At 33.9% G+C, this 21,967-nt stretch carries 30 protein-coding genes; 26 read left to right on the top strand and 4 right to left on the bottom strand.

The annotated features are described in order from the left end of the window. Nucleotides 1-154: 154 nt before the first annotated feature. Entirely contained in the window at nucleotides 155-964 is an 810-nt protein-coding gene (locus QZU75_RS08780; RefSeq protein ID WP_296883091.1) for a hypothetical protein, read from the top strand. 11 nt (nucleotides 965-975) lie between these two features. Further along, nucleotides 976-1,203, top strand: coding sequence for a hypothetical protein (locus QZU75_RS08775; RefSeq protein ID WP_296883090.1), 228 nt, complete (start codon nucleotides 976-978; stop codon nucleotides 1,201-1,203). Between the two features lie 215 nt (nucleotides 1,204-1,418). On the opposite strand, the gene QZU75_RS08770 is transcribed toward QZU75_RS08775, so the two are convergent. After that, nucleotides 1,419-2,105, bottom strand: coding sequence for a CPBP family intramembrane glutamic endopeptidase (locus QZU75_RS08770; protein ID WP_296883089.1), 687 nt, complete (start codon nucleotides 2,103-2,105; stop codon nucleotides 1,419-1,421). Between the two features lie 275 nt (nucleotides 2,106-2,380). Between QZU75_RS08770 and QZU75_RS08765 the strand changes: the two genes are divergently transcribed. Beyond that, on the top strand, nucleotides 2,381-2,608 hold the full coding sequence (locus tag QZU75_RS08765; RefSeq protein ID WP_296883088.1) for a hypothetical protein: 228 nt from the start codon (nucleotides 2,381-2,383) through the stop codon (nucleotides 2,606-2,608). Nucleotides 2,609-2,657: 49 nt separating this feature from the next. Beyond that, a complete protein-coding gene (locus tag QZU75_RS08760) occupies nucleotides 2,658-2,813 on the top strand; it encodes a hypothetical protein (protein WP_296883087.1) in 156 nt (51 codons plus the stop codon). 90 nt (nucleotides 2,814-2,903) lie between these two features. Here QZU75_RS08760 and QZU75_RS08755 read toward each other — a convergent pair whose 3' ends face one another. Continuing rightward, entirely contained in the window at nucleotides 2,904-3,185 is a 282-nt protein-coding gene (locus QZU75_RS08755; protein ID WP_296883086.1) for a MarR family transcriptional regulator, read from the bottom strand. Between the two features lie 370 nt (nucleotides 3,186-3,555). Between QZU75_RS08755 and QZU75_RS08750 the strand changes: the two genes are divergently transcribed. The 7 genes from QZU75_RS08750 (at nucleotide 3,556) to QZU75_RS08720 (ending at nucleotide 8,196) form a co-directional block, all read left to right on the top strand. Next, nucleotides 3,556-3,717, top strand: coding sequence for a hypothetical protein (locus QZU75_RS08750; RefSeq protein ID WP_296883085.1), 162 nt, complete (start codon nucleotides 3,556-3,558; stop codon nucleotides 3,715-3,717). Between the two features lie 230 nt (nucleotides 3,718-3,947). Continuing rightward, entirely contained in the window at nucleotides 3,948-4,196 is a 249-nt protein-coding gene (locus QZU75_RS08745; RefSeq protein ID WP_296883084.1) for a hypothetical protein, read from the top strand. A 12-nt stretch (nucleotides 4,197-4,208) separates the two neighbouring features. Beyond that, nucleotides 4,209-5,024 carry a hypothetical protein gene (locus QZU75_RS08740; RefSeq protein WP_296883082.1) on the top strand — a complete coding sequence of 272 codons (816 nt, stop codon included), beginning with the start codon at nucleotides 4,209-4,211 and terminating at the stop codon, nucleotides 5,022-5,024. Then, complete coding sequence (locus tag QZU75_RS08735) at nucleotides 5,005-6,414, top strand: phage terminase large subunit (protein WP_296883081.1); 1,410 nt, start codon at nucleotides 5,005-5,007, stop codon at nucleotides 6,412-6,414. The genes QZU75_RS08740 and QZU75_RS08735 overlap by 20 nt, the downstream gene beginning before the upstream one ends. 83 nt (nucleotides 6,415-6,497) lie before the next feature. After that, nucleotides 6,498-6,644: a hypothetical protein gene (locus tag QZU75_RS08730; RefSeq protein ID WP_296883079.1), complete on the top strand. Its 147-nt coding sequence runs from the start codon at nucleotides 6,498-6,500 to the stop codon at nucleotides 6,642-6,644. Nucleotides 6,645-7,249: 605 nt separating this feature from the next. Further along, nucleotides 7,250-7,408, top strand: a complete 159-nt coding sequence (locus QZU75_RS08725; RefSeq protein ID WP_296883078.1) for a hypothetical protein — start codon at nucleotides 7,250-7,252, stop codon at nucleotides 7,406-7,408. Nucleotides 7,409-7,713: 305 nt separating this feature from the next. After that, nucleotides 7,714-8,196, top strand: coding sequence for a hypothetical protein (locus tag QZU75_RS08720; RefSeq protein WP_296883077.1), 483 nt, complete (start codon nucleotides 7,714-7,716; stop codon nucleotides 8,194-8,196). A 167-nt stretch (nucleotides 8,197-8,363) separates the two neighbouring features. Here QZU75_RS08720 and QZU75_RS08715 read toward each other — a convergent pair whose 3' ends face one another. Both QZU75_RS08715 and QZU75_RS08710 read right to left on the bottom strand, forming a co-directional pair. Then, nucleotides 8,364-9,338 carry a DNA cytosine methyltransferase gene (locus QZU75_RS08715; RefSeq protein WP_296883076.1) on the bottom strand — a complete coding sequence of 325 codons (975 nt, stop codon included), beginning with the start codon at nucleotides 9,336-9,338 and terminating at the stop codon, nucleotides 8,364-8,366. Nucleotides 9,339-9,357: 19 nt separating this feature from the next. Beyond that, nucleotides 9,358-10,311 carry a HaeIII family restriction endonuclease gene (locus tag QZU75_RS08710; protein WP_296883074.1) on the bottom strand — a complete coding sequence of 318 codons (954 nt, stop codon included), beginning with the start codon at nucleotides 10,309-10,311 and terminating at the stop codon, nucleotides 9,358-9,360. 350 nt (nucleotides 10,312-10,661) lie between these two features. On the opposite strand from QZU75_RS08710, the gene QZU75_RS08705 reads away from it, so the two are divergent. The 15 genes from QZU75_RS08705 to QZU75_RS08635 all read left to right on the top strand — a co-directional run bounded on the left by QZU75_RS08705 (nucleotide 10,662) and on the right by QZU75_RS08635 (nucleotide 21,967). Continuing rightward, a complete protein-coding gene (locus QZU75_RS08705) occupies nucleotides 10,662-10,823 on the top strand; it encodes a hypothetical protein (protein WP_296883073.1) in 162 nt (53 codons plus the stop codon). Then, entirely contained in the window at nucleotides 10,816-12,126 is a 1,311-nt protein-coding gene (locus tag QZU75_RS08700) for a hypothetical protein (RefSeq protein ID WP_296883071.1), read from the top strand. Before QZU75_RS08705 ends, QZU75_RS08700 begins: the two co-directional genes overlap by 8 nt. A gap of 63 nt (nucleotides 12,127-12,189) precedes the next feature. Beyond that, nucleotides 12,190-13,158: a hypothetical protein gene (locus QZU75_RS08695; protein ID WP_296883070.1), complete on the top strand. Its 969-nt coding sequence runs from the start codon at nucleotides 12,190-12,192 to the stop codon at nucleotides 13,156-13,158. A 1,323-nt stretch (nucleotides 13,159-14,481) separates the two neighbouring features. Continuing rightward, nucleotides 14,482-15,669, top strand: coding sequence for a hypothetical protein (locus QZU75_RS08690; RefSeq protein WP_296883069.1), 1,188 nt, complete (start codon nucleotides 14,482-14,484; stop codon nucleotides 15,667-15,669). Nucleotide 15,670: 1 nt separating this feature from the next. Beyond that, complete coding sequence (locus QZU75_RS08685) at nucleotides 15,671-16,447, top strand: hypothetical protein (protein ID WP_296883067.1); 777 nt, start codon at nucleotides 15,671-15,673, stop codon at nucleotides 16,445-16,447. 54 nt (nucleotides 16,448-16,501) lie between these two features. Further along, on the top strand, nucleotides 16,502-16,693 hold the full coding sequence (locus QZU75_RS08680; protein WP_295591724.1) for a hypothetical protein: 192 nt from the start codon (nucleotides 16,502-16,504) through the stop codon (nucleotides 16,691-16,693). Beyond that, complete coding sequence (locus QZU75_RS08675; protein ID WP_296883065.1) at nucleotides 16,678-16,860, top strand: hypothetical protein; 183 nt, start codon at nucleotides 16,678-16,680, stop codon at nucleotides 16,858-16,860. The genes QZU75_RS08680 and QZU75_RS08675 overlap by 16 nt, the downstream gene beginning before the upstream one ends. Then, nucleotides 16,850-17,101, top strand: a complete 252-nt coding sequence (locus QZU75_RS08670; protein ID WP_295591722.1) for a hypothetical protein — start codon at nucleotides 16,850-16,852, stop codon at nucleotides 17,099-17,101. Before QZU75_RS08675 ends, QZU75_RS08670 begins: the two co-directional genes overlap by 11 nt. A gap of 24 nt (nucleotides 17,102-17,125) precedes the next feature. Then, nucleotides 17,126-17,383: a hypothetical protein gene (locus QZU75_RS08665; protein WP_295591720.1), complete on the top strand. Its 258-nt coding sequence runs from the start codon at nucleotides 17,126-17,128 to the stop codon at nucleotides 17,381-17,383. Further along, entirely contained in the window at nucleotides 17,380-17,973 is a 594-nt protein-coding gene (locus QZU75_RS08660; protein ID WP_296883063.1) for a hypothetical protein, read from the top strand. Before QZU75_RS08665 ends, QZU75_RS08660 begins: the two co-directional genes overlap by 4 nt. Nucleotides 17,974-17,978: 5 nt before the next feature. Further along, on the top strand, nucleotides 17,979-18,602 hold the full coding sequence (locus QZU75_RS08655) for a hypothetical protein (protein ID WP_296883061.1): 624 nt from the start codon (nucleotides 17,979-17,981) through the stop codon (nucleotides 18,600-18,602). Nucleotides 18,603-18,623: 21 nt separating this feature from the next. Beyond that, nucleotides 18,624-19,496 (top strand): hypothetical protein, encoded by an 873-nt coding sequence (locus QZU75_RS08650; protein WP_296883060.1) that lies wholly within the window; start codon nucleotides 18,624-18,626, stop codon nucleotides 19,494-19,496. Nucleotides 19,497-19,584: 88 nt separating this feature from the next. Continuing rightward, on the top strand, nucleotides 19,585-20,073 hold the full coding sequence (locus QZU75_RS08645) for a hypothetical protein (RefSeq protein WP_296883059.1): 489 nt from the start codon (nucleotides 19,585-19,587) through the stop codon (nucleotides 20,071-20,073). Nucleotides 20,074-20,078: 5 nt separating this feature from the next. After that, entirely contained in the window at nucleotides 20,079-20,933 is an 855-nt protein-coding gene (locus QZU75_RS08640) for a hypothetical protein (protein WP_296883057.1), read from the top strand. A 14-nt stretch (nucleotides 20,934-20,947) separates the two neighbouring features. Next, nucleotides 20,948-21,967, top strand: coding sequence for a hypothetical protein (locus tag QZU75_RS08635; RefSeq protein WP_296883055.1), 1,020 nt, complete (start codon nucleotides 20,948-20,950; stop codon nucleotides 21,965-21,967).

Here is a 21,967-nt window from a genome sequence, read left to right as displayed (position 1 = left end):
TTTTAAAACACATTTCATTTTTGTGTTTTCTAGTAATTTAAAAGATATCCTGTCAACTACATTGAATTTTTAAAATCAACAAAGTTTTTGAAAGAGTCCAATAATCACCATATTATATAAAAATTATAATACTTGAATATATAAAATAAATAATATGTCAAGTAATAGTATAAGCTGGACTTACTTTTGCCAGGGCATGAACTCCATTGCCTACTGGCTGCTCCAGAACAAAAAGAAATATAAGAAGCGTGACTACTACCAAATACTCAAACTAAAAGGTAGCTGCAAAGACATTGAAAAGAAAGCAAAGAAACTTGGAAACAATAAGCTAGTGGCTATGTACACAATGGCCGTAATCAAAGACAACAAGTCTTTAGATTTCCTTCCAAACTATGTAACATTAAAAAACGGCCTTCAGATAGATAAAGCTGAATACATTGACATGGCCATAAGAACAGAAGCATACATTACCGCAAATAAAAGACTTCCAGCTATAGTATATAGGATGTCCAAACTTCCTGACTATAACGACAGTACCATGAAGCTATTCATCAAGACATTCAATTATAAAGGCAATACCATAGATGAGGCCTTAGCTATTATAGCAAATAAAGAATTATATAGCAAATACTTCGATTCACAAAAAACAGACAAACAAACAATAAATGACGCCAGTAAAGGTAAAGGTTCCAACTGTGTAGACTGGGGACAAGTATATTACCGTATAGGAAAATCATTGGGCTATGATGTGCAGTTTGTCCATGTTAAATGTCGTGTAAGTGGTACTGGTCATATCAGATTAAGGCTCAGACATAAGAAACATACTTCAGGAAACTGGATTAACAGAGATCCTGCAGCGGTAGCAGATACAACTTCAGGTAATGTTAGATCCCTCTGGTGTGAAGACGGATACCTCATAGCATATGATCCAAGCTGGATATTCACAGATTTGTATAGTAGTTAAAAGGTGATAATATGAACTGTGGCGAAGCAATTGAAGTTTTAAAAAAATTTCCAAAAGATAAACCATTAATGATAATGGGATGGTACAGCATTGTTGAAACAGATATGCCTGAAGACATTAACAAAATAGGTTATCTAAAAGAGGTAGACTTTAACACCTTAGAAGTTAAAGGTGAGATAAAAGACTTTGTAGCTATTGTCAGCGATAAATACCATGAGATAGCTAGTGAATTTCCATAACAACATTAACACCTGCCATCACCAATTCAAAACTTATTTTTCGAACCCCATTCATATAGAATAAATTTACTTGAGTAGTTTTTTTGGAAACTGACACCAGCCGTTGTGAGAAGAAAGGAGTGAGCAATCACTCCGACTTATCAGACAACTATGGTAAAATATCATTGGACAATAAATGCAAAACCATCAATTAAAAGATGGATGATGCATTCAATTTAAGAATCATCCTCCCGAGGGGTTTCTGGAATCTCGCCAAACCAGTTGCTTCTCTTTCCGATGTAATAAAGTAAAATACCGAAAATTACAGAGCCCATGGTTGAAATTAATAAATCAGCCATTTGTATTGTTGAGGTTGTGGATTGAATTCCGAACATGACCAGTAAGCTGAAGGATAAATTATTTGCAGTATGGAATGCGGAACTGACTTCCAAACCATTGGCTTTCCATGCTAAAAATCCCATTACTAAACCTGAAATTATTATCCCAATGTTTCCTATACCATTGTATCCGTGAGTGAATCCAAAGATTATGGCTTGGAGAATCAATGCCAATAATGGTATGTTAAACCATGATCCTAATGTTTGCATAAGAAGTCCACGGTACACGTATTCTTCAGCAATACATTGTATCGGCACTACAATTAGGAGAATTATAAAAAACAGTATTGTAAAATGATAATCTCCCGCATTGCCCAGTATTGCGGATTGAATAACTCCAACGATAATGAATAAAATAAACGGTATTATAAATGCCTTGAGGTAGAGTTGGGTGTTCCATCCTCCACGTGAAGAGGAGTATGAGGAAAACGGTCTGTCCTTAACAATTTTAGTTGCAATGTACAAAGATGGAATCATGATGGCTATCGCCAAATGAGAATAGATTTCTCCTATCTCGGAGTTCATGACTTCATATCCTCCACGCAGGAGTTGACCCGTAATGTGTTCTCCGTATATTGCAGAGAAAACGGCAATTAATATTAGGTTGAGTATTAAATATATTATTGCACCTATTATGAAAACAAGTATGGGCTTGTACCATCTGTATTTTTCAAAAGTTCTTGGAAATGTTATATATTCTGAAATCTCTTTACCTGTCATAAGGATATGTTTCTATTTATTTGCATATAATGTTATCAGTAACATTATTTACAGATTTATATTCTAGTTAGGTGATAAACATGAACTGCAGTGAAATGATTGAAGAGTTAAAAAAATTCCCAAAGGATAAACCAATAAAGATAATGGGATGGTACAGTATTGCAGAAACAGATGACCCTGAAGACATTAACAGTGTATGTTATCTAAAAGAAGTTGACATTGACACATTAGAAGTCACAGGTGAGATAAAAGACTTTGTAGCTATTGTAAGTGATAAATATCATGAAATAGCAAGCGAATTTCCATAACCACATTAACACCAGCCATCACCAACTCTAAACTTAATTTCTGAAACCCTTGCATATATATCGCAGTGCAAAATCTAAATCCAAATCCAAAACGGCAACCGTTAATGTTAATGTCATCCAAATAAATGAAAAGAAAAAAGTAGCTATTGATTTTCTCAACATTAACATCAAGTATTCTATAGGTAACACTAGCTATGAAAATTAGTTTTTATTATCAGATAATTATCTCATTATTTACCTTTATTAACAAAGTTGAAAATAAAGCGTCAGCATCAGCTAACTGAAAAAATAGTTTTTACTTCTGATTCAATTCCTCATAAATTTGCAATCCAAGATCAGTAAGCTTATGAAGTCTCCCAATTCTGTCTTCAGGATTTTCACATACAACAATATCTCTGTCTTTTAAATCCCTTAATGCTCTCGAAACTAGACTGAAATCTACATCCATTATTTCTTTGATTTCTGAAGGTGTCTTTCTTGTATTAGCGATTATATTTACGATTTGTTGACGATTTTTTGTACGTTTGACATAGCCCAATGCCTTAATATATGTCGAGCTATTAGTATCGGTTGACATGTTAATCTATATCATTTGACAAGTAAATATTATGCTATTTTTATTTTATTGTTATTCTATTGACAACGAACAATCTTTAATTAGATTTGCACATGCTAATTAAAAACTTTTGTTATATCTTTAAAACAAAAAATAGCCTCAATTGATAAAGTATAACATATATTTGACATTTAAATTAATTTAAATTTTAATTAAATTCATTCGGATAAGTTATTGATAATTTGTGTTAAAATAAGAAAAAAAGGAAATCGTATATCCTATACCTTTTTATATAAAAAAAATAATAAGATATTATATATATTATAGTTAGTATATACTAAGTGTAATGGAGCAATGAATTATGGCAAATGTTAATAACACATCTTCATATATGGATGAAGATAAGAAAAAAATAATCAAAGAGTCAAATTATACATATAGAGATGCACTTGAAGTTGGAGCATATCTTATAGAAACTGGCAAATTTGAAAGGGTCTATAAAGAAATGCAAATCTACGATCTACAAAAAGAATTAGATGAATTAGAAGATTAACCACCATACAACAGTATAATTTATAAAAGAACAGTAAATAATATTTTAAATCGTGATATACTTAGTTTTGTATATATGCTGCAATGTTATATTTATTGTATTGGCTCTTGTAAACAGTAATTTATTATAAGAAGGTAATAATTAAATATTATTACTTCACTATTTTTTTAATAATATAATTTTATACTAATACCATAATAGTAATATATATAAATTATATACATTATATTATGAAAATTAGAAAAGAAAACATAAGTGCCAGGGTATCTTGTGCACTTAAAAAAATTGTTGTCGATTCTGATTTTTCCCACCGAGAAGCATACGAACTTGGGGCAAAAATAATTGCTTCAGGAGATGCTAAAGAAACGTTAAGTCAGGTCGAAAAAAATCCTACTTCTCAAAGAACTATTAAAGAAGCAGAATGTAAACTTGTAGAAGAAAGAAAACATCAACTTGAAGAAGAATTGAAAAGACTTTAGGAGGTCACTCCTATGGGTCGAAAAAATTCTGACGTGAAATATTTTTTAGAGCAACATCAACAAGAAATAATAAACTGTTGCAAAAAAGGAATGAGTAACAATGAAGTCCGTGAATTACTAAAAACAAAATATGGAAGAGATGTCGCAGATAATACCTATAGAAAATTCAAAGCAAAATTAAAATTAAAGAAAAGTGATTTCCTGGAAACATTACTTGATGAAATAAAAGTAATGAAAACATCTGGAGCTACTGATGCAAATGTTAGGCGATGGTTAGCAGAAGAGCATGAAGTTGAAATAAGTAGATCAACATTTTCAAGATTTAAAAAGAAATACGACTTAACAGACCATGAAAAGAACCCTCCGGATAAAAAAGCGTTAACTGATAGAGCTATTTCACAAAAACAAATAATTGACAATGACGTTCATCAAGATAACATAGATATAGCTATTGATACAATACTTCAACAACAGGTCACAGATATTCAAACAGGACTGGATAATCTCGATAAAATAACTAGAAATGCAATAAACATTGAGATTGACTTTGAAAAACTAGAAAGAGAATTAAGAAACCATGCGACTGACAAGAATATAGGAAGATACTTGCTTGATTTTACTGAATTAAAAATACGTTATTTAGAATTATCTGTTAGAACATTCGAAGCTAAAAACAAATTATTCAAAGACGAAATGGACAGATTATTTAAAAACAGAGTCCTTGAACTGGAAGATAAGAAAATTGAAATCTCTCAAAAAGACATTATGAATGAAATAGAAGTCCTTGCAAAACAAATAGATGATAATAATGTACAACGAGAACAATGAATTCTATTTAGGCGCAAGAGATAAAGCTATTCTTCAGAAATGTGTATATGAAAATCCATACATACCATTCAAGCCTTTTGTCAAACAAGCTGAGATGATTCTAGCAACAGAAAAAGAAGTTCTGATTGGTGGTGCTGCAGGAGGCAGTAAATCCACCAGCTTATTAATGAGAGCATTATTCTATGTTCAGGATGATGTTAATGAATATCATGCACTAATTTTAAGAAGAACATTATCTGATTTGAAAAGAAAAGGAGCTTTAATTCATAAAGCTAGCCAATGGCTTAATAGAAAAGAGATTCAAAGAGACCCAGCTATTAGGCCAAAGTGGGATGGTACTGAACACTCATGGACTTTTCCAAACGGCAATTCATTAACATTTGGATACTTGCGTAACGTTAATGATTTAGATACTTATCAAGGTTCTGAATATCAATTCATTGGTATTGATGAATTAACGCAGCTGGAACGTTTTAAATATATTTACATGCGTTCACGTGTCAGGAAAACTAAAGACAATAAACTTCCAACTCAGCTGATGGCATCCAGTAATCCAGGTAAGCGTGGGAATAAATGGGTGCGTGAAAGATTCATCGAAAAGATAGATAAGGATATTCAGGACAAATCCCAAATTCGTTTTATTAGCTCCAGCTATTTAGATAATGTATATTTAGATACAAATGACTATGAAGAATATCTTATGGGCTTAGATAGAGTTACACGTGAGCAGTTAATGAACGGTAACTGGTATGCTTCAGTTAAAGGTGAATTATTTGATGAGTCAGATTTCCACCTGATCTCTCATGACGAGTTTATGAAAATTCCTATTATCCGGATTATCAGATATTGGGATCTTGCTGCAACTGAAGTTCTCAACGATGACAAATTGAAAGGTAATGATCCAGATTATACTGCAGGTGTTTTATTAGCTAAAGATTTAAACGGCAATATCTACATTCTGGATTCATATGAGTTTCAATTGGAATCTAGAAACTTAATTAATGAGATTGTTAATACTGCAGCACGTGACAAGTCAGATGTGCAATATATAGAACTTGACGGTTCCACCGGTAAGAACTTTGGCCTGTTAGTTATTGATGAATTAAACAGAAGAGGCTTTACCACAGGAACTGGAAATTCACGTGAGAATAAAGTTGACCGTGCCAGAAGAGTTTCAGCTGACATCCAACTTAACGGAATTTTCCTGGTTGGGAAGGATAGAACAGGGTTTACTAAAAAATGGGCCATGGAATTTCTAGAAAAAGTTACGGCATATCCTAATGAAGCGATACATGATGACTGTGTTGTTGCATTTACCGGAGGATATGAGAAGCTGGCAACAGAAAAGCAACCTCAAAGAGTTGATGTCGATAAATGGTATTCTACATAAAAATAGCTATTTCATTATGGACATGTTAATGGACTTACTATGGACTATATAGTGGACTTTATGGACTGTCTTGTGGACTGCTTATGGACATGATGATGGACTTAATATCCACAATTTATGGAATCGTGGACTATATCATGGACATATTATGGACTATGTTGTGGACTGTCTATGGACTATACTATGGACATATTGTGGACTACTTGATGGACTGTTTATGGACATGGTAATGGATGGACTTTGATGTGGACTGCAAATGGACTGATGGATGGATGGATGGACTAATGGACAATACCAAATCAGGTATACCCCATATGTATCTGAAATCTGAGGCCAATTTGAGCTTCTTTTTTTAGGGTGTCCATAGCTATGGACTAACTATGGACTATGTTATGGACTGTCTATGGACATACTTGTGGACTGTTTTTTCAGAAATTCTTAAAAAATTGCTGCCTGCGAATATAGTCCGGCGCATATAACATTGTTATCTTTTCAGAATCTACGCAATTTTCGGGGGGTACACATTTTTTAGGGGTGTCCATATGGATGGATGTATGGACTACAGTCCACGTTATGGACTCCCGCGTGGACTGTTTCATTGTAAACTTTTCACTCAAAACCCGAAAAAAATTTTCCGCGAAAAAATCGATATAATAATTTTTTGGTAATTTTACAATTGTAATTTTGTAACTACAATACAAATTATTATTATGTTAATATAATAAAATAATATAATATAATACAAATAAAATAAAAAAATAAGTTGTTATTTTGCTATCTATTTATATAGTAGTAATTCTAAAAATAACGTTATATATTGGAGTGAGTGATATTCATGCCAAATACTAAGCAAAAATCATTTAGAATTTCAGAAGAGTTGGCAATTGAATTTGAAGTTCATGCCAGGAAAACTCAGACCAAAGAGGTTGATCTTATTACAAGATATATACAGGAAGGTTTGCAAAGAGACAGTAATCAAACAACATTGGATTAAAGTATTGAAAATGTGTAAAAAAATAGTACGAGTATGTAAATATGAAATGACGGCAATCATTTCATATCACGTAAGTTTAAACTTATAATTATTTATACAAATAGTTATATATAAACTTAATTGCAATTTTTTATATAAAATTTTGTAATACATAAAAAATTATTTTTTGCGCATTTCCGATTCTATGTGAATTATGGAAGTGTTATGAATGGAATTAATTAATGAAGAATCTTCTGATATAGTTATGGAAGATAAATATATTTTATTTGCGTTAGTTAGTAATTGCAATAATTTGAGGGCTTTATGTGGAGGCGGTTATGATGGCTGAAAAACAGGATTTCCACATCAAGGCGGATAAAGGTATGGCAGTAAGAGCTAAAGAATTATCTGGGATGACCAACAGGGAACTTTATGAGTTGGGCTGCCAGGTTGCAATCGAACAGAATAGAAATATTTTAGATGCTGAAATATTAGAACTCAATGACTGCATTGATAGGGCTAATGAACTAACTGAATCAATCAGGAGCAGACTGAGAGATAAAGAAGTTCCAACTAAGCCTAGTGATGATGCTGATACTGATGATGAGGAAATGAGAAGGAATCATTTACCTTTAGATCTCTTTAAGGAAATGGTATTATATTACATGGATGATTATGACATAGATGATTTGCAAGATCTTAGTGGAAAAAATAAAGAGGTCTTTAGATTTGTTCTTATGAACATAGCTCATCATAATATGAGTATGGACGATATTAATGATTTATATGCTGAGATGAATAAAGAATAACTTTATTTATCTTCATTACTTTTTTTATTTTTATTATTTTTTTAATAGCAATAGTTTTAAGCTTTAGTTATTGATTTTGTTATTGTTAATGTTACTCTTTTTTTGGAATTGCAATTGATTGCAATAGTGTTGCAACTCTATAAGTTAAGAGTTGCAATATTTTTTAACTAAATAATATCTTTAATTTTAACCGCAATATTTTCAGCTAATTTAACTGGTACTGCGTTGCCTATCATTTTGTATCCATCATTAACATTAGTATAATAAAAAATAAAATCGTCAGGAAATGTTTGTATTCTCGCACATTCTCTTACAGATAATCTTCTATATGGTTTTGGTGATTCTGGATCAAAAATACGTTTATCAGTATCCACTTTAATCATAGTATTTGCTTGAGGATGACATGGCGCATGTCTACCCCCTGCTTGAATTGTGAAAGACGGTTCATCCCATTTTCTAACTCTATTTCTAGACATATATATTGTTGAAAAATCCCCAGTCATATATTCATGATTGGGAATCTCCATTTCATCAAATGGATTAGCTTTATTTTTTCCATATGCTGGCAATGGTTCAGGTAAATCACCAATTGCATCTTTAAGAGTTAATTTAGGTTCAATTGGTTCTGGAAATTCAAATTCTTTATTTAAACTTTCGTGCAAACCAACTAAAAATACTCTTTTTCTATCTTGTGGAACTTCATAGTCATTTGCATTCAATACTTTAAATGAAACATTATATCCAATATCTTTTAAAGCTTCTTTGAATTTTTCAAATTCAGGTAAATGTGTTTTACAAACCATTCCTGGAACATTTTCTGCTAAAAAGAATTTTGGTTCTTTTGCTTCGATTAATCTAACATAATCATATAATAATTGTCCTCTTGAATCTTTAATTCCTTTCATGGCACCTGCTAAAGACCAACTTTGACATGGGGGACCACCAATAAAACCTACAACATCCGGAATATCCTCACCTTTAATATCTTCAATTGATCTCCTATCAATTTTTAAACCGTGGTTTTTTTCATAAGTTTTCCAACAACCTTTCCAATTATCATTAGCAAAAACAATATCAAACCCTGCATTTTCAAAACCTAAATCTAATCCTCCTGCTCCTGAAAAAAATGATGCTACTTTCATTTTATTATTCCTCCAGTAATTACATCCACATACAGTTTATTGAAATAATAGTTGTAGGCATTCCAACTATTTGAACATCAAATTTTAAACTTGGTTCTACTTTTGTAGATGCATTATGTATTCTAAAACTAAATTGCCATCCTTCATCCATAAACATTTCGATTGTATTTTTCTTTCCTGGTTTAAAATCAATCTCAACAATTCTTGTAGGTAAATTAGCTACAGGTATCACTGTAGTTGGCTCTGTTGTTTTACTTGCTTTATTTAAAGTTCCTCTTAAATTAAAAGTAAAAATCTGCGTAATCTTTTTTGCATCAACACTAACAACTTTATAAAAATCATATTCACCCAATAAATATTCAACCATTCTTTTTGGAACTTCAGAATTTAATTTATTGCTTCTTACAACCTCATCTTTAAAAGAATTCAAGAGAGGAACATAAACATCATTCTCTTTATCTGGAAGATCTCTCCATTTTGTCCCTTTAATTTTTTCTTCTTGTAAATAATCAAACAATGGATTCACTTCATCCCAGTACTGTTTTGAACATGGTATATTGAACCATTTTTCTCCAAAATCAATTCTTTTTGAGAGTCTACTGTGTTTTACTGCAAAATGATTATGTTTTAGACTTAAACCAATTTCCCATTTAACATTTCTTCTGACAATGAGAATATCACGAACATCTCCTTTTTCACCCTGACTATCTTGTTGTACCAGTAATTCGAGTTTATCATTACCATCTTCTAATATCATAGGTTCCAAATCAAAAATAGAACCAACAGCAGCAACAGCGGCTTTTTTTAAATCTGCTTGGAGATTTGTATCTATATTTTCCCAAGCTCTTTTTGTAGCTTCATAACTACTATTTTTTATAATTGTTGCTTCTCTAACTTTATTTATTTCCTCGCCTAAAGTAATTAAGGTTATGAATTCAAATGCTCGCCCTTGATCATTGCTTTTTCGACTCACTCTATCACATTCTAAACATTGTTTTTTAATAATATGTCTGTTTTTGTATTCATATATCTTTTCGCAATTATATTAATTAAATTAATTTTATTACTAATTTTATATAAAAAATATAATAAATAATATAATAGACATATATTTCAAGTGAAATATAATTACTGGAAATAATAATATTTTCTAGAAAAAAGTCTTCAGGTGATGTTAATGTTAGAATTAATAGGTATTCTTGTTGGATTGATTATAATAAATGCATTCGTTAGTTTGTTGATGGTAGACTTAGTATACAGATGTTATCGTTTATTGAAAGATGAAAAATTTGACTTGAGAGAATTGCTGGAGGAGTAAATCTAATGAAAAGACTTTTCATAGAACTTGACTATGACGGTGACTTATCTGATTTAAGAATCAGCCATGAATTAGAAAAGCTATTGGAGTATACTGATTTTGAACTTAGGAGATTCTATAGTACAGATATTGAAAACTTATTCAGAGTAACTATTGGAAATGGTTAATATGGGCATTACTGATTTTATTAAAACTAGATTATTGAATAACCGTGTTGAGCAGTACAATACTAAGCGCAGCTATTGGGGTGAGGATGAAAGACAGCCTAGAACAGACGGCATTAACACTGGCCTTGATTTGATTGATGCACTTCCTCCGGTAATTAATAAGACAATAGCTAATGCCAGATATGCTGTTAAACTTGACGGTTATACTTCAGGAATTTTGAAAAACAGAATTGATAAAGCTAATGTTAATATGATCCTGGTGGACAAGGACAATAAACTTTCTCAGGAACAGAAACTGACTTTGATCTTATGGTCCAGAAAGATAGATATTTCACAGGTTGCGAAAAATATTCTGCAAGGCGGAATGGTGGATGGAGAGGGTTTAATTAAACCGGTTGAGCGTTGGGATAAAGATATCGGCAAATATATTAAGCCGGTATTTCTAGAAATCGGCGCACACGGTTACGGCCTTAAAAAGGAATTCAATGATGATAATGAAGTGCAGCTATACCTTCATGAAATGCCTAAGGATGTTGTTAATGGAACTCCTGAAGACTTTAATAATTTTGTAAGTGTTGAAGAGGGAACATTAACGGTTAAGTATGAGCCTGAAGAGGTTATTAACTTCATGTATAATGAAATATATTCTGAAGCGCAAAGCATTATCCTGAACTGTCTTGATGATATCTATCATAAGTGTAACTTGGAGAGAAACCAGGTGGAGAGAATTAATAAGGATAATATTATTGAAGTTAAGCCGGGACTTGATGCAAACGGTCAGCCAATAATTACTGAACTTTCATCCACAGCCAAAGAAAACTTATATGCTGATTATGGAACAACGGCCGGAAGTAATGTAGCTATTGTTCCTCCAGGAATTGAATCTAAAATACTTGGGGGTAATAACTACCAGTCTGACTATACAAGACAAACGGAAATCTTTAGAAATAATATTTTAAGAACTTTTGTAACTCCACAGTCACAGGCAGGTAATGAAAAATCTAACCAGAACGTGGCCGAATACATTAACGATTCAGCTATTACAGGATTTATTGTTAATGTTGCTAATGACCAGAAATGGGTATTAAAGCATTGCAATGAATTATTGAAAAGGCAACTGGATATAATGGGTGTTAAAGATAGTTATAATGTTTACTTCAGCTATTCAAGAGATGATGTATTAAGATACATTGCAGAACTTTCAGCTGAAGGTGAGGAACTTTATGAAAACTATTTAAGTAACTTTGAAGAGGAGCAACCAGTCGGAGAGAGAATTTTCGGAGACATGGGAATGGAAGTTTAATATATATTTATATAAATAAAATAATAAAATAAATAATAAATAATATAATAAAGTGTGATTATTATGAAACATGAACTTTTTGAAGTCGGATCCTATGATTATTCTGACTTAGACGATCGCCTAAATAAACCTGTTGAATGGACTGAAGATGATCTAAAGCTAATAGCTGAAAACTATCGTGGAGGAATTCCACTAACGGAAGAACACGATAGAGTCTATATTGGCATTGGAAATAATATCTGCTATGAGAACGGCAAGCTATTCATTGACGTTCCGGATGAACTTGATATGGAAGGAAAAGGTCTATCTCCTAAAGTTGATGTTTTATTGAAAGATAAAGGAGATGCATTTGGAATTGATACTATGAGTTTAATTGATGTTGGCGTTACAAAAAGCCCTAGAAAAATTACCCTGTTGAATTCTGATATAACTGGAGATACAGGAGATACTGGTGAGACTGGAAATCCCGCACCTGCTCCGCAGCCACAACCTCAGCCTCCAAGCAAAGACGCTAATGTAGCAACTACTTTATTATTGGAGAAACTTCAAGGTAAAGATGCAGAGATTGGAAAGCTTCAGGATGAAATTAAAAATCTAAAAGAAGAATCTGAAAAATATGAAGAAATTAAAAAAGCTATTGAAGAGGATAAAGAATTTTTAGATTCTAAAGAAGATATCTTAAAAGAATTATCTGAGTTGCGTAAAGCTGAAAATGAAAGAAAGATTAAGGAATACGAAGCTAAGTATAACTTTAACTATAATGAGAATCAGCAGGATAAGGAAATTATTGATAAGCTATTATCCGGTGACGTTGATATGGAACTGATGGAAAAACTTGCTGAGAGAAGAATAAAAATTGAAGCTAGTAATGACGGTTCCGCACCAGGTGGTAGAAATCCCTCAAACTCAGGAGATACTGGTGAGACTGGCGCAACTGGAAGTACTGGAGATGAGGATGCACCTTCTTTTACTACTCGTGAAGAATATAATAAAATTTTAAAGGACATGGGATTCAATAGAACTAGAATATAGCTATGACGGTGTTTTTTAGTTACTTTTACACTTGAGCTATAGATTTTCATTGAATCACTCTTTGATTATTTGGTGGGGAGAGTGCTTTTTACATTTTCACGCTCTCCCTTAAACACCGTGCATTGTAACCCTTAATGCCTAAACTAAGGGGGGACAAGCCCCCCTTTAGATTACCCATGATAGCACAATGCAAAATAATGTTTAGCATATACTTTCATAACCTCGAACCGACCGCTAAAGGGTCGGTTCTTAAATCTGACAAACTATAATATTCCAAATCCATAAACTCGGAATGGGGGACAAGCCCCCATTCCTCGGGACCTGACATTGCCATTATTGTTAGGTCTATAGTATTGGCCTTTCGCTTACGCTCAAGGCATCCAGTCCGACCTAAAGGTCGGACTGCATATAATGCTATGCTGATTATAGTAAACTCTTTTTATTCAATGATGACTTACGGAACCGACCGATAAATGGTCGGTTCCTCCCTATAGTATTGCTCGCCAATTCTATTCACCCCACCTATACCACGCCTCCCACTTCGGCCTCCCGTTGGTCGGCCTCGGGTCGGCGTGGTTATGGTGGGGCGAATTGGCTCGCTTATAACGTGGGTATGGCAAGGTGGATTGGTCCAAAACTAATAATTCATTATGACTATTTTTCGCACAACATTAACCTATCAAATAATTAATGTTACTGTTAATTAAAACAAATCAAAATGTAATGTATACAATATAATTGTATCTGTATTACATTAACGGCAAGGATATTAAAAAACAAATTACATTTCAACTATGCATATACATCAACTACATTTCAAAAACAAGTTTCTATTAACAAATGGCTGGCGTTAATGTTAATCTGGATTTGGCCATGGCTATTGTTAATGTTAATGTTAATGTTAGTGTCATTATCATCCATAGCTACTTTTTACTTTTCATTTTCTGAAGTGAATTTCACATTAACGGACGGTAATGTTAATGTTGATTCTCTTTCAACCCGTGCATATATATCGCAGTGCAAGGGAAAACAACTTTTAAATCTCCAAACGTTAATGTTAATGTCGATTTTGGTTCTGGTTCAGCTATCTTTAATGTTAACGTTAATGTTAATTAAATCAAAAGTAGAATTATAGTTTTAATTATCTGATAAGGATTGTCACATTAACGGCAGGGGTGTTAATGTTGGACTTTCTTTCAACTCGTGCATATATATCAAAGTGCAGGGGAAAACAAAATCCGAATATGGAATCGTTAATGTTAATGTCAAATATTACTTTGTTTATTATATATTTTATATAAAAGAGATAATATAAGTTAAAGTATGACATTGCAAACGGAATTACAAATCAATATTGTAATGAGTAATTACACTGAAAGGAGCAGTAGCTATTCATCAAACTATGATTATATATTGTTAGATTCGTTATCTAGTAGTTCTTATTCAAGTTTATTCAGAAGTGATTTGAAAAATCTAAAGATCAAAACCCTGGACAACACAGAATGTAATGTATTATACCTTCCATCTTATGGATCCAAACCTGCATGCATCCTGGTAAGAATTCCTGTTGGAAAAATTTCTCAAACAACTAAGCTATTGCTGGATGTTTATGATAGATCAACAACCTTCAGCAGCACTTTATCAACTGGCGGTGAGGTTCAATTTTTTGATGCAAACAATGATACATACTCAGATTTTTTTGAAACATGTCAAGGTTTAAGTGTAGAAAATGATGCAATTGATTCAGGAAAAGTGATACGTTCACGTTTTGTTCCAATGGAAGTTTCATGTTTATGTACCAAAAATTTATCTGGCCAATCCGCTGCAAATGGTAGGGTAGTTTTTGCCAGATTCAAAAGAGCAAGTGGAGCTATTACTGCTTATGATTCTTTTAACTATCCATATGGTGATGATGAACAATTATTATCTACGTTTATGCAGACAGATTATAATTTCACGCCATATCAAGAAGATTTGAAAGTTAGTTCCATAATGACCGGACAGGAAAAACAATATTGTTTACTTGATGGTGTCAGTGATTTAGTAATGTCTTCATCATGGGACGCATATAATTCAGGAACGGATGAGGAAGGAGATTGGAAACAATACCATTATCATATGAGAGCAGGAAGTGGATTCTCAGCTAGTTCTGATTATCTAGAAGGATTTATAAGAAACAATCCAACGCAGGTTCATCAAACAAGTTATCATGAGGTAATGATTGATGCAACATTTTATGAAGATTCAGAATTATCAAGTTTCAATTACTTTGATTTAAAATGGCTATTGGTATTTCCATCACCTATTATTGCATTCAACGATATTCCAACAATAACAGTAACGGAAAAAGATTCTAAAACTGGAATCAGATTATATAAAGGAAGTCATGAATACACTAAGGCCTACAGAGGCTCAACGTTAATGTGGGACGCTAATGATGAAACAATGAGTGATACGGGACTTCACATTCCAGACAAAATAAAAAACAAGAATTGGGATTGGGTGTTTTAAGATGATTATTGATTATGATGTTAATTCAACAATAGGACACGGCCGTGGATATCCAACAGGACTGGAGCATTCAGAAAAGATGGATGTTATTGCCTGTTTATTGGATGAGGGCGAAAGGACTTACGTTAATGATGAACATACGGCATGGATTTCAGAAAACCAATGCGGAGTAGGTGAGATGGTAACGTTAGATGAATCATCCACAATGCAGCATACAATTGTTAGAAAAGCCAAAGAAGGTGATTTAGCATTTGGTTATCTTTTAGGTAAGGTTCAGATTAAGTCTTCAGGCCATACATTAGTTACTGTGGCCGTGCTTGGAGACGTCTTCAGGCTAAAATTGAAACGGCCAACACCAAAGGAAATATTGCCGAACACTAGAATTTACATTGACAGTGACGGAGAGTGCAATCCTGAACATGGCCATGACTTAAGACTGTTATCCATTGTTAATCTAACGGAAAACGAAACTACTGATTATATCAGAGTTTATAGACAAATGTCTGAGATTGAAATGTATCCTGAATCTCAGAACTGTATTGATCTTGCTGACTGTTCCTTTGAACAGGATGAAATAACTCATGTCGTTAATATGATCATACCTTCAGAATCCAATATTATGGCGCAGGCCAATTATGTTAAAGATGCTGACGGTGTTACTTATTGTGAACTTCCGGATGTAGCTATTGTTAATGATGTACGGTTCGTTTGGGAAGATAACAAGTTATACATGGAATGGGAAGGTTGTGATGATGGTCAAAATGTATACTTTATATAAACAAAATAATAAAATATATAATAAAACATATAATATTATAGCGAGGTTGTTATTATGACAATAAGGAAACTAGTCGGAACTTTAGAAAACAAAGGACCATACATTGACCAATCAACAGGTCACTGGTTTTACTGGAACGGAACTAAATACGTCGATAGTGGTTATCCTTATGCCGTAAAACCCGTAATATCATTTAAAATTGAAGATGGTATTTTATATTATTCAATTACTTGGGAGGCACAATGAAATACATAAAATACTTTGATACAATCGAGGAATACGAATCCTGGATGAGCATAGAAGAAAACGCAGAGGAAGTATACAGGACTGAAGAAAAGATTTGCGTGGACGGTATAATTTTAAGTCATACTAATGAGCCATTTGTCGAGGAGGTAAACAGTAATGATTTATGAATGGTTAGAAGCCAATAGAAAGGATATTGACATATTAACTTCATTTTTAGTCACTGCTATTCCAGTAATCATGTTATATTCAGAAGCGTTAGGCATTAGTGAAAATACTGTTCCTTACTGTATCCTAATGATAGTGTTAGGTATAGCTAGCCATTATGCAAGTAGGATAAGAGGAGAAGGCGATGTTGAAGACGCTAAAAAACAAACTAAAAAAGTTTTGGGTTGTCCTGAAAAGCAATAAGCTTCTTTGGAGGATATTGTTATCATGAACAGATTAAAAAAGAAGATATTCCTTTGTAACTTTACCAAAACAATATCAAGTGCCGTATTAACGGCTGTAGCTATCAACATCATAATGACCAATGCAACCAAATATGCTTTACTGGAAGGACTAATACCATTTGCTGTAGCTATTGTTATTGTTACAGCAATTGACTTTTATGAATATAGATATGAGAAAGAAGACCAGATTAACTTGGATGAATTGGAAGAGAGAATAGAAAAGCTGGAGAAAGAACAATGAAAATATTGATTGCAGTTCCAACATTTGAAAACATCAAACCAGAATGTTTCAAAAGCATATACGGCCTTAAAAGACCTGAAGGCTATACTCTTTACTTTGATTATGTCAGAGGTTATGATTGCGCTAAAGCAAGAAATCAAATAGCTAAAAATGCAATGGCCGGAAACTATGATTATGTGTTAATGGTAGATTCAGACATCCAGCTTCCATCAGACACATTAGTTAAGCTATTGGAATGTGAATCAGATATTGCCCTTGGATGGTATTATCGCAAGAGAACAAAATCAGATCAAACAATAATCTATACTTTCGGAAAAGACTTCAACGATAACAACTGCATCACAGGCACTACAATGATCAATGAAGTGCCTAGACCAATTGAAGTTAAAGGCGGTGGCCTTGGAATTGCATTAATCAAGGTAGATATCTTTCATCATCTTCCATATCCATATTTTAAATTCGTAACTTATTCTAATGATACAGTATTGTCTGAAGATTTATATTTTTGCAATCTAGCTAATGGAAATGGCTTTAATGTTAAATGCAATCCGGATGTTAAAGGAAATCATATATTCGAAATATTAATGTGATAAACATGACTGATACAATTGTCTTACTTGAAGAGCAAAAAGAGATTACCACATTCCTATTGGATGATGGGGCTAAAACATTAGTCGATGATGTAATAACTCCAACGGGCAGTAATCTTGGATTTGAATACTCCGACAAATGTATGGTTGATGATATACTTTGTATTTCTGAAAAATCAACAATAGGAAGTGAATGCTTAAAGAAATTCACAGGCATTGAAGTTCCTGTTGGTATCCTTGTTAATGAACCTGTTGTAATGACAAACGGGGATAGAAAAGGAAGAGTACTTCTTTTAGGTGGACTTTACAGATTGAAACTTTCATCATCACAAACGGTTAAACCTGGTGATAGAATCAAATTAACATCAGCTGGAGCTATTGTTGATAATGAAGGTCAATTCATAGCATTTCATCCCGTTAATGATTCGGATGAATATGAGTATGTCAATTGTTTCCAAATAAGTCTTGGAGGTAAAGGAGAGAAAGGAGACACCGGAGATACAGGTGCTGCTACTGTTATCTTAGGGTCTTATGATACTTTCGAAGAATTAATAGCAGCACATCCAACTGCAAATGAAGGGGATGCATTCTTAGTAAATGGTGAATTATTCGTTTGGCATAGAGATTAAATTAATAGAGGTGTTTTATACATGGCATGGGAAAGCGTTGGTATGATAAAAGGGCCGAAAGGCGACACTGGTGATAAAGGAGATACCGGTGATACAGGAAAAGCATTTGAATATTCAGACTTCACACCAGAACAATTAGCAGGATTAACTGGTGAAAAAGGAGATAAAGGAGATACAGGTGCTAAAGGTGACACTGGAAAAACTGGAGCAACCGGAGATACAGGACAAAAAGGCGATACTGGAGCAACAGGTGCAACTGGTGATAAAGGTGATACCGGAGATACTGGAGCCAAAGGTGACACTGGTGCCACAGGTGCAACCGGTGATACTGGAGATCCATTCTCAATATACAGGACATATGAAAGTGTAATAGCAATGAATGCTGATGCAGCTAATGTTCCTGAAGGAATGTTTGTAGCTATTCAATCAACAGTTGAAGATCCCGATAATGCAAAGCTATACTTGAAAGGTGCAAATAGCTTCAGCTTCGTTACAGATATGTCAGGTGCAACTGGTCTTAAAGGAGATACAGGAGCAAAAGGAGATACAGGCGATACCGGAGCAACTGGTGCTACTGGTGATAAAGGAGACACTGGTGATAGAGGACCTCAAGGCGTAACAGGTGATAAGGGAGATACCGGAGCCAAAGGCGATACTGGTGATAAAGGTGATAAAGGAAATACTGGAGACACTGGAGCCAAAGGTGATACGGGCAATACTGGTGATAAAGGTGATACAGGCGATAAAGGCGATACTGGTGATAGAGGACCTCAAGGATACAGTACAATTATCAAAGGGTCTTATGCAAGTTACGCTGATTTAATTGCAGCTCATCCAACAGGAACAACAGGAGATGCATATCTCGTTAATGGAGAGCTTTACGTTTATCAATAATTTTCAATTCCATAAATCCCTGTAGGAAGTACTACCTATTAACGGGTGTACTTCCTTTTTTTTTAAAACAAACAAAAGGTGATAAACAATGGCATGGGTAAATGTAGGAATACTAAAAGGTGATACTGGAAATACTGGTGCTAAAGGAGATACTGGTGCAACAGGTGAAAAATCAAATGCAATCTGGACAACAACTACTGCACCAACAACTCCAAATTATACATTCGATACAACAAAGCTTGTAGGACCTACTGGATTTTCTCCAAAGGTCGGAGATATAATTGTCTACAGCTATTACAGATATCAGATAACATCAATCTCAGGAACTTCAGCAGTATCAACATCAAGAGTTTCAATCAGAGGAGCAGCAGGTGCTACTGGCGCAACAGGTGCAACTGGTGCTACCGGAGCTACTGGAGCAACTGGCCCTGTTAATCTTGCAAGCTCTTTAGATACAACAGATAACACTAACGCAATCAAGAATGCACCGGTAGCTACTGCTATTCAAAATATTCAAACAAGTATTGGAACAATAACATCCACACAAACATCTAATCTTAACTTACTCGGGAGCTAATTAAAATGAGTTTCACTCCTCCAGACTTTTCACAAATCCTAGCTAATGAACAGACAATGAATTCAAGATTAACAACATTAAGAAATAATCTAAGAGCCGGTTTGACAAATGCAGGAATCAGCTATGATCAATCAGACAGTATCAGTCAGCTGATTGACAGGTATGTGATTCTTCCAATATTTCAAACGGATGTTAATGTTAATCCAAATACTGCAGGCAAGCTAGGAACATTATATAAGATGTCGAATATCAGCTCTGCAGCATGGTCAAGTGCCAATAATGGAAATTATTATGTAACCTATATCAGTGACACTACTCAAAACCAGTTCCAGGAAGACGGATGGTATTATACGGCCACATTTGGTAAATTCAACACTTCGCCGGGAACCTATTATTATGGTGACAATAACGGATGGAGGATTGAATCAAAATTCGAAATAACAGATGGATGGAATGGACTGATGGGAATAGGATTCATGATAGATGCAAACTATTCAGAATCCGGATTGGTTAAAGATTATAATGCTGATGGATATGTCGGTACATTCATAGGTTCTATTGGAGGATATCCTGGAGTCTTTTCATTTGACGGAGGATGGGGTGTTCCAAGAAGTTCAGTTGCAGGTGATGATCCATTTCCTGAAGGAACAATGATACTTGAAAAAGGTGATGACTATGAAATGAACTATCTTTTCAAGGACAATAACAACAATGAAATAATGTCAGGAACATGGGATCCATTCAATACATGGAATTCAGACGAGATAGTCTTTGGAGCATACGGCAGTGACGCCTACAAAACAAGCAGCCACACGACCTGTCTTACAAAAGCTACTAAAATATATTATGAACCAGAATAAGTGGAGGTGTTAATGTGAGCATAGCCAGTAATGTTATTTTAGAAAACACAAGGCTTGGAGCAGTTAGAACTAAACTCAGAAACAAATTAACAGAGTATAATATCTGGTGGGATAATAGTCTCACAATATTTGAGCTTGCAGAACGGTTGGTCATGATGTTTGGTGTAACAATCGTCTCCACGGTAAAATCAACTGTAGTGGCTCCAGAGGGATTTACATACAGCGTAACACTGGAAGACAGTAATGTCCCTGTTGACTGGTGGATTAATGGAACTCACAGTACCGTTAGAACAAACAGTAATGGGGTCTCATCTGTTACAGTGCAGTATGTTCAGAATGCAACAGGAACAGTAGTCTGCAGAGTCGGAAGAAAAGAAGTGATTAATATTAATTACACTTGCGTTCCATTTGTAAGCTTTGATGATTATGCTTGGGACTACAATACCGGAAGCTATGATATTGTAAAATATCCGACAAGCACCACACATACATTTAATGTAACTTCTGTGAGCTATTATGAAGTTTATAATCTTGCTAAAGCTGTTGGAACTGGTAGTGTTGTAATGGCAATACCTAAAGTATACTCCAACGGTATTGGCGGGACAAATGGAATACATATACAGGCAGCTATTTTTCAGAAAAAGGATAGTAATTCTGGATGGGGTGATGCAATAGCTTTAGTCAATTCAAATTCATTAAGCCATTATCGTGATACAAAGATTCTTGAACTTGGAGCATATCCTGGTAAAAAAGGATTGAAATATTCTACTTCTGATCATGTAGTGCGGGATGTTAATATTACAACCGGACAATTAACATTGGATTCTCAAATGTATTATTTTGATTTGTATTTTGATAATGGACATGTTAAAGCTACAATAAGGCATGGCAGTACATATGATTTCACATATGATGCCGATATAAGTGATAAAATAACATTCAATACTTTTTATCCTGCAATAATGATTTATGATGCAGGAGGACACATTCAATGGGAAAGCATAAGTGTAGAACCATGGACATATGAAGCGTGA

Source organism: uncultured Methanobrevibacter sp. (genome assembly GCF_902764455.1).
Taxonomy (GTDB): domain Archaea; phylum Methanobacteriota; class Methanobacteria; order Methanobacteriales; family Methanobacteriaceae; genus Methanocatella.
Note: the sequence above shows the minus strand (reverse complement) of the source record. Positions and strands in the feature narration are given on the sequence as shown.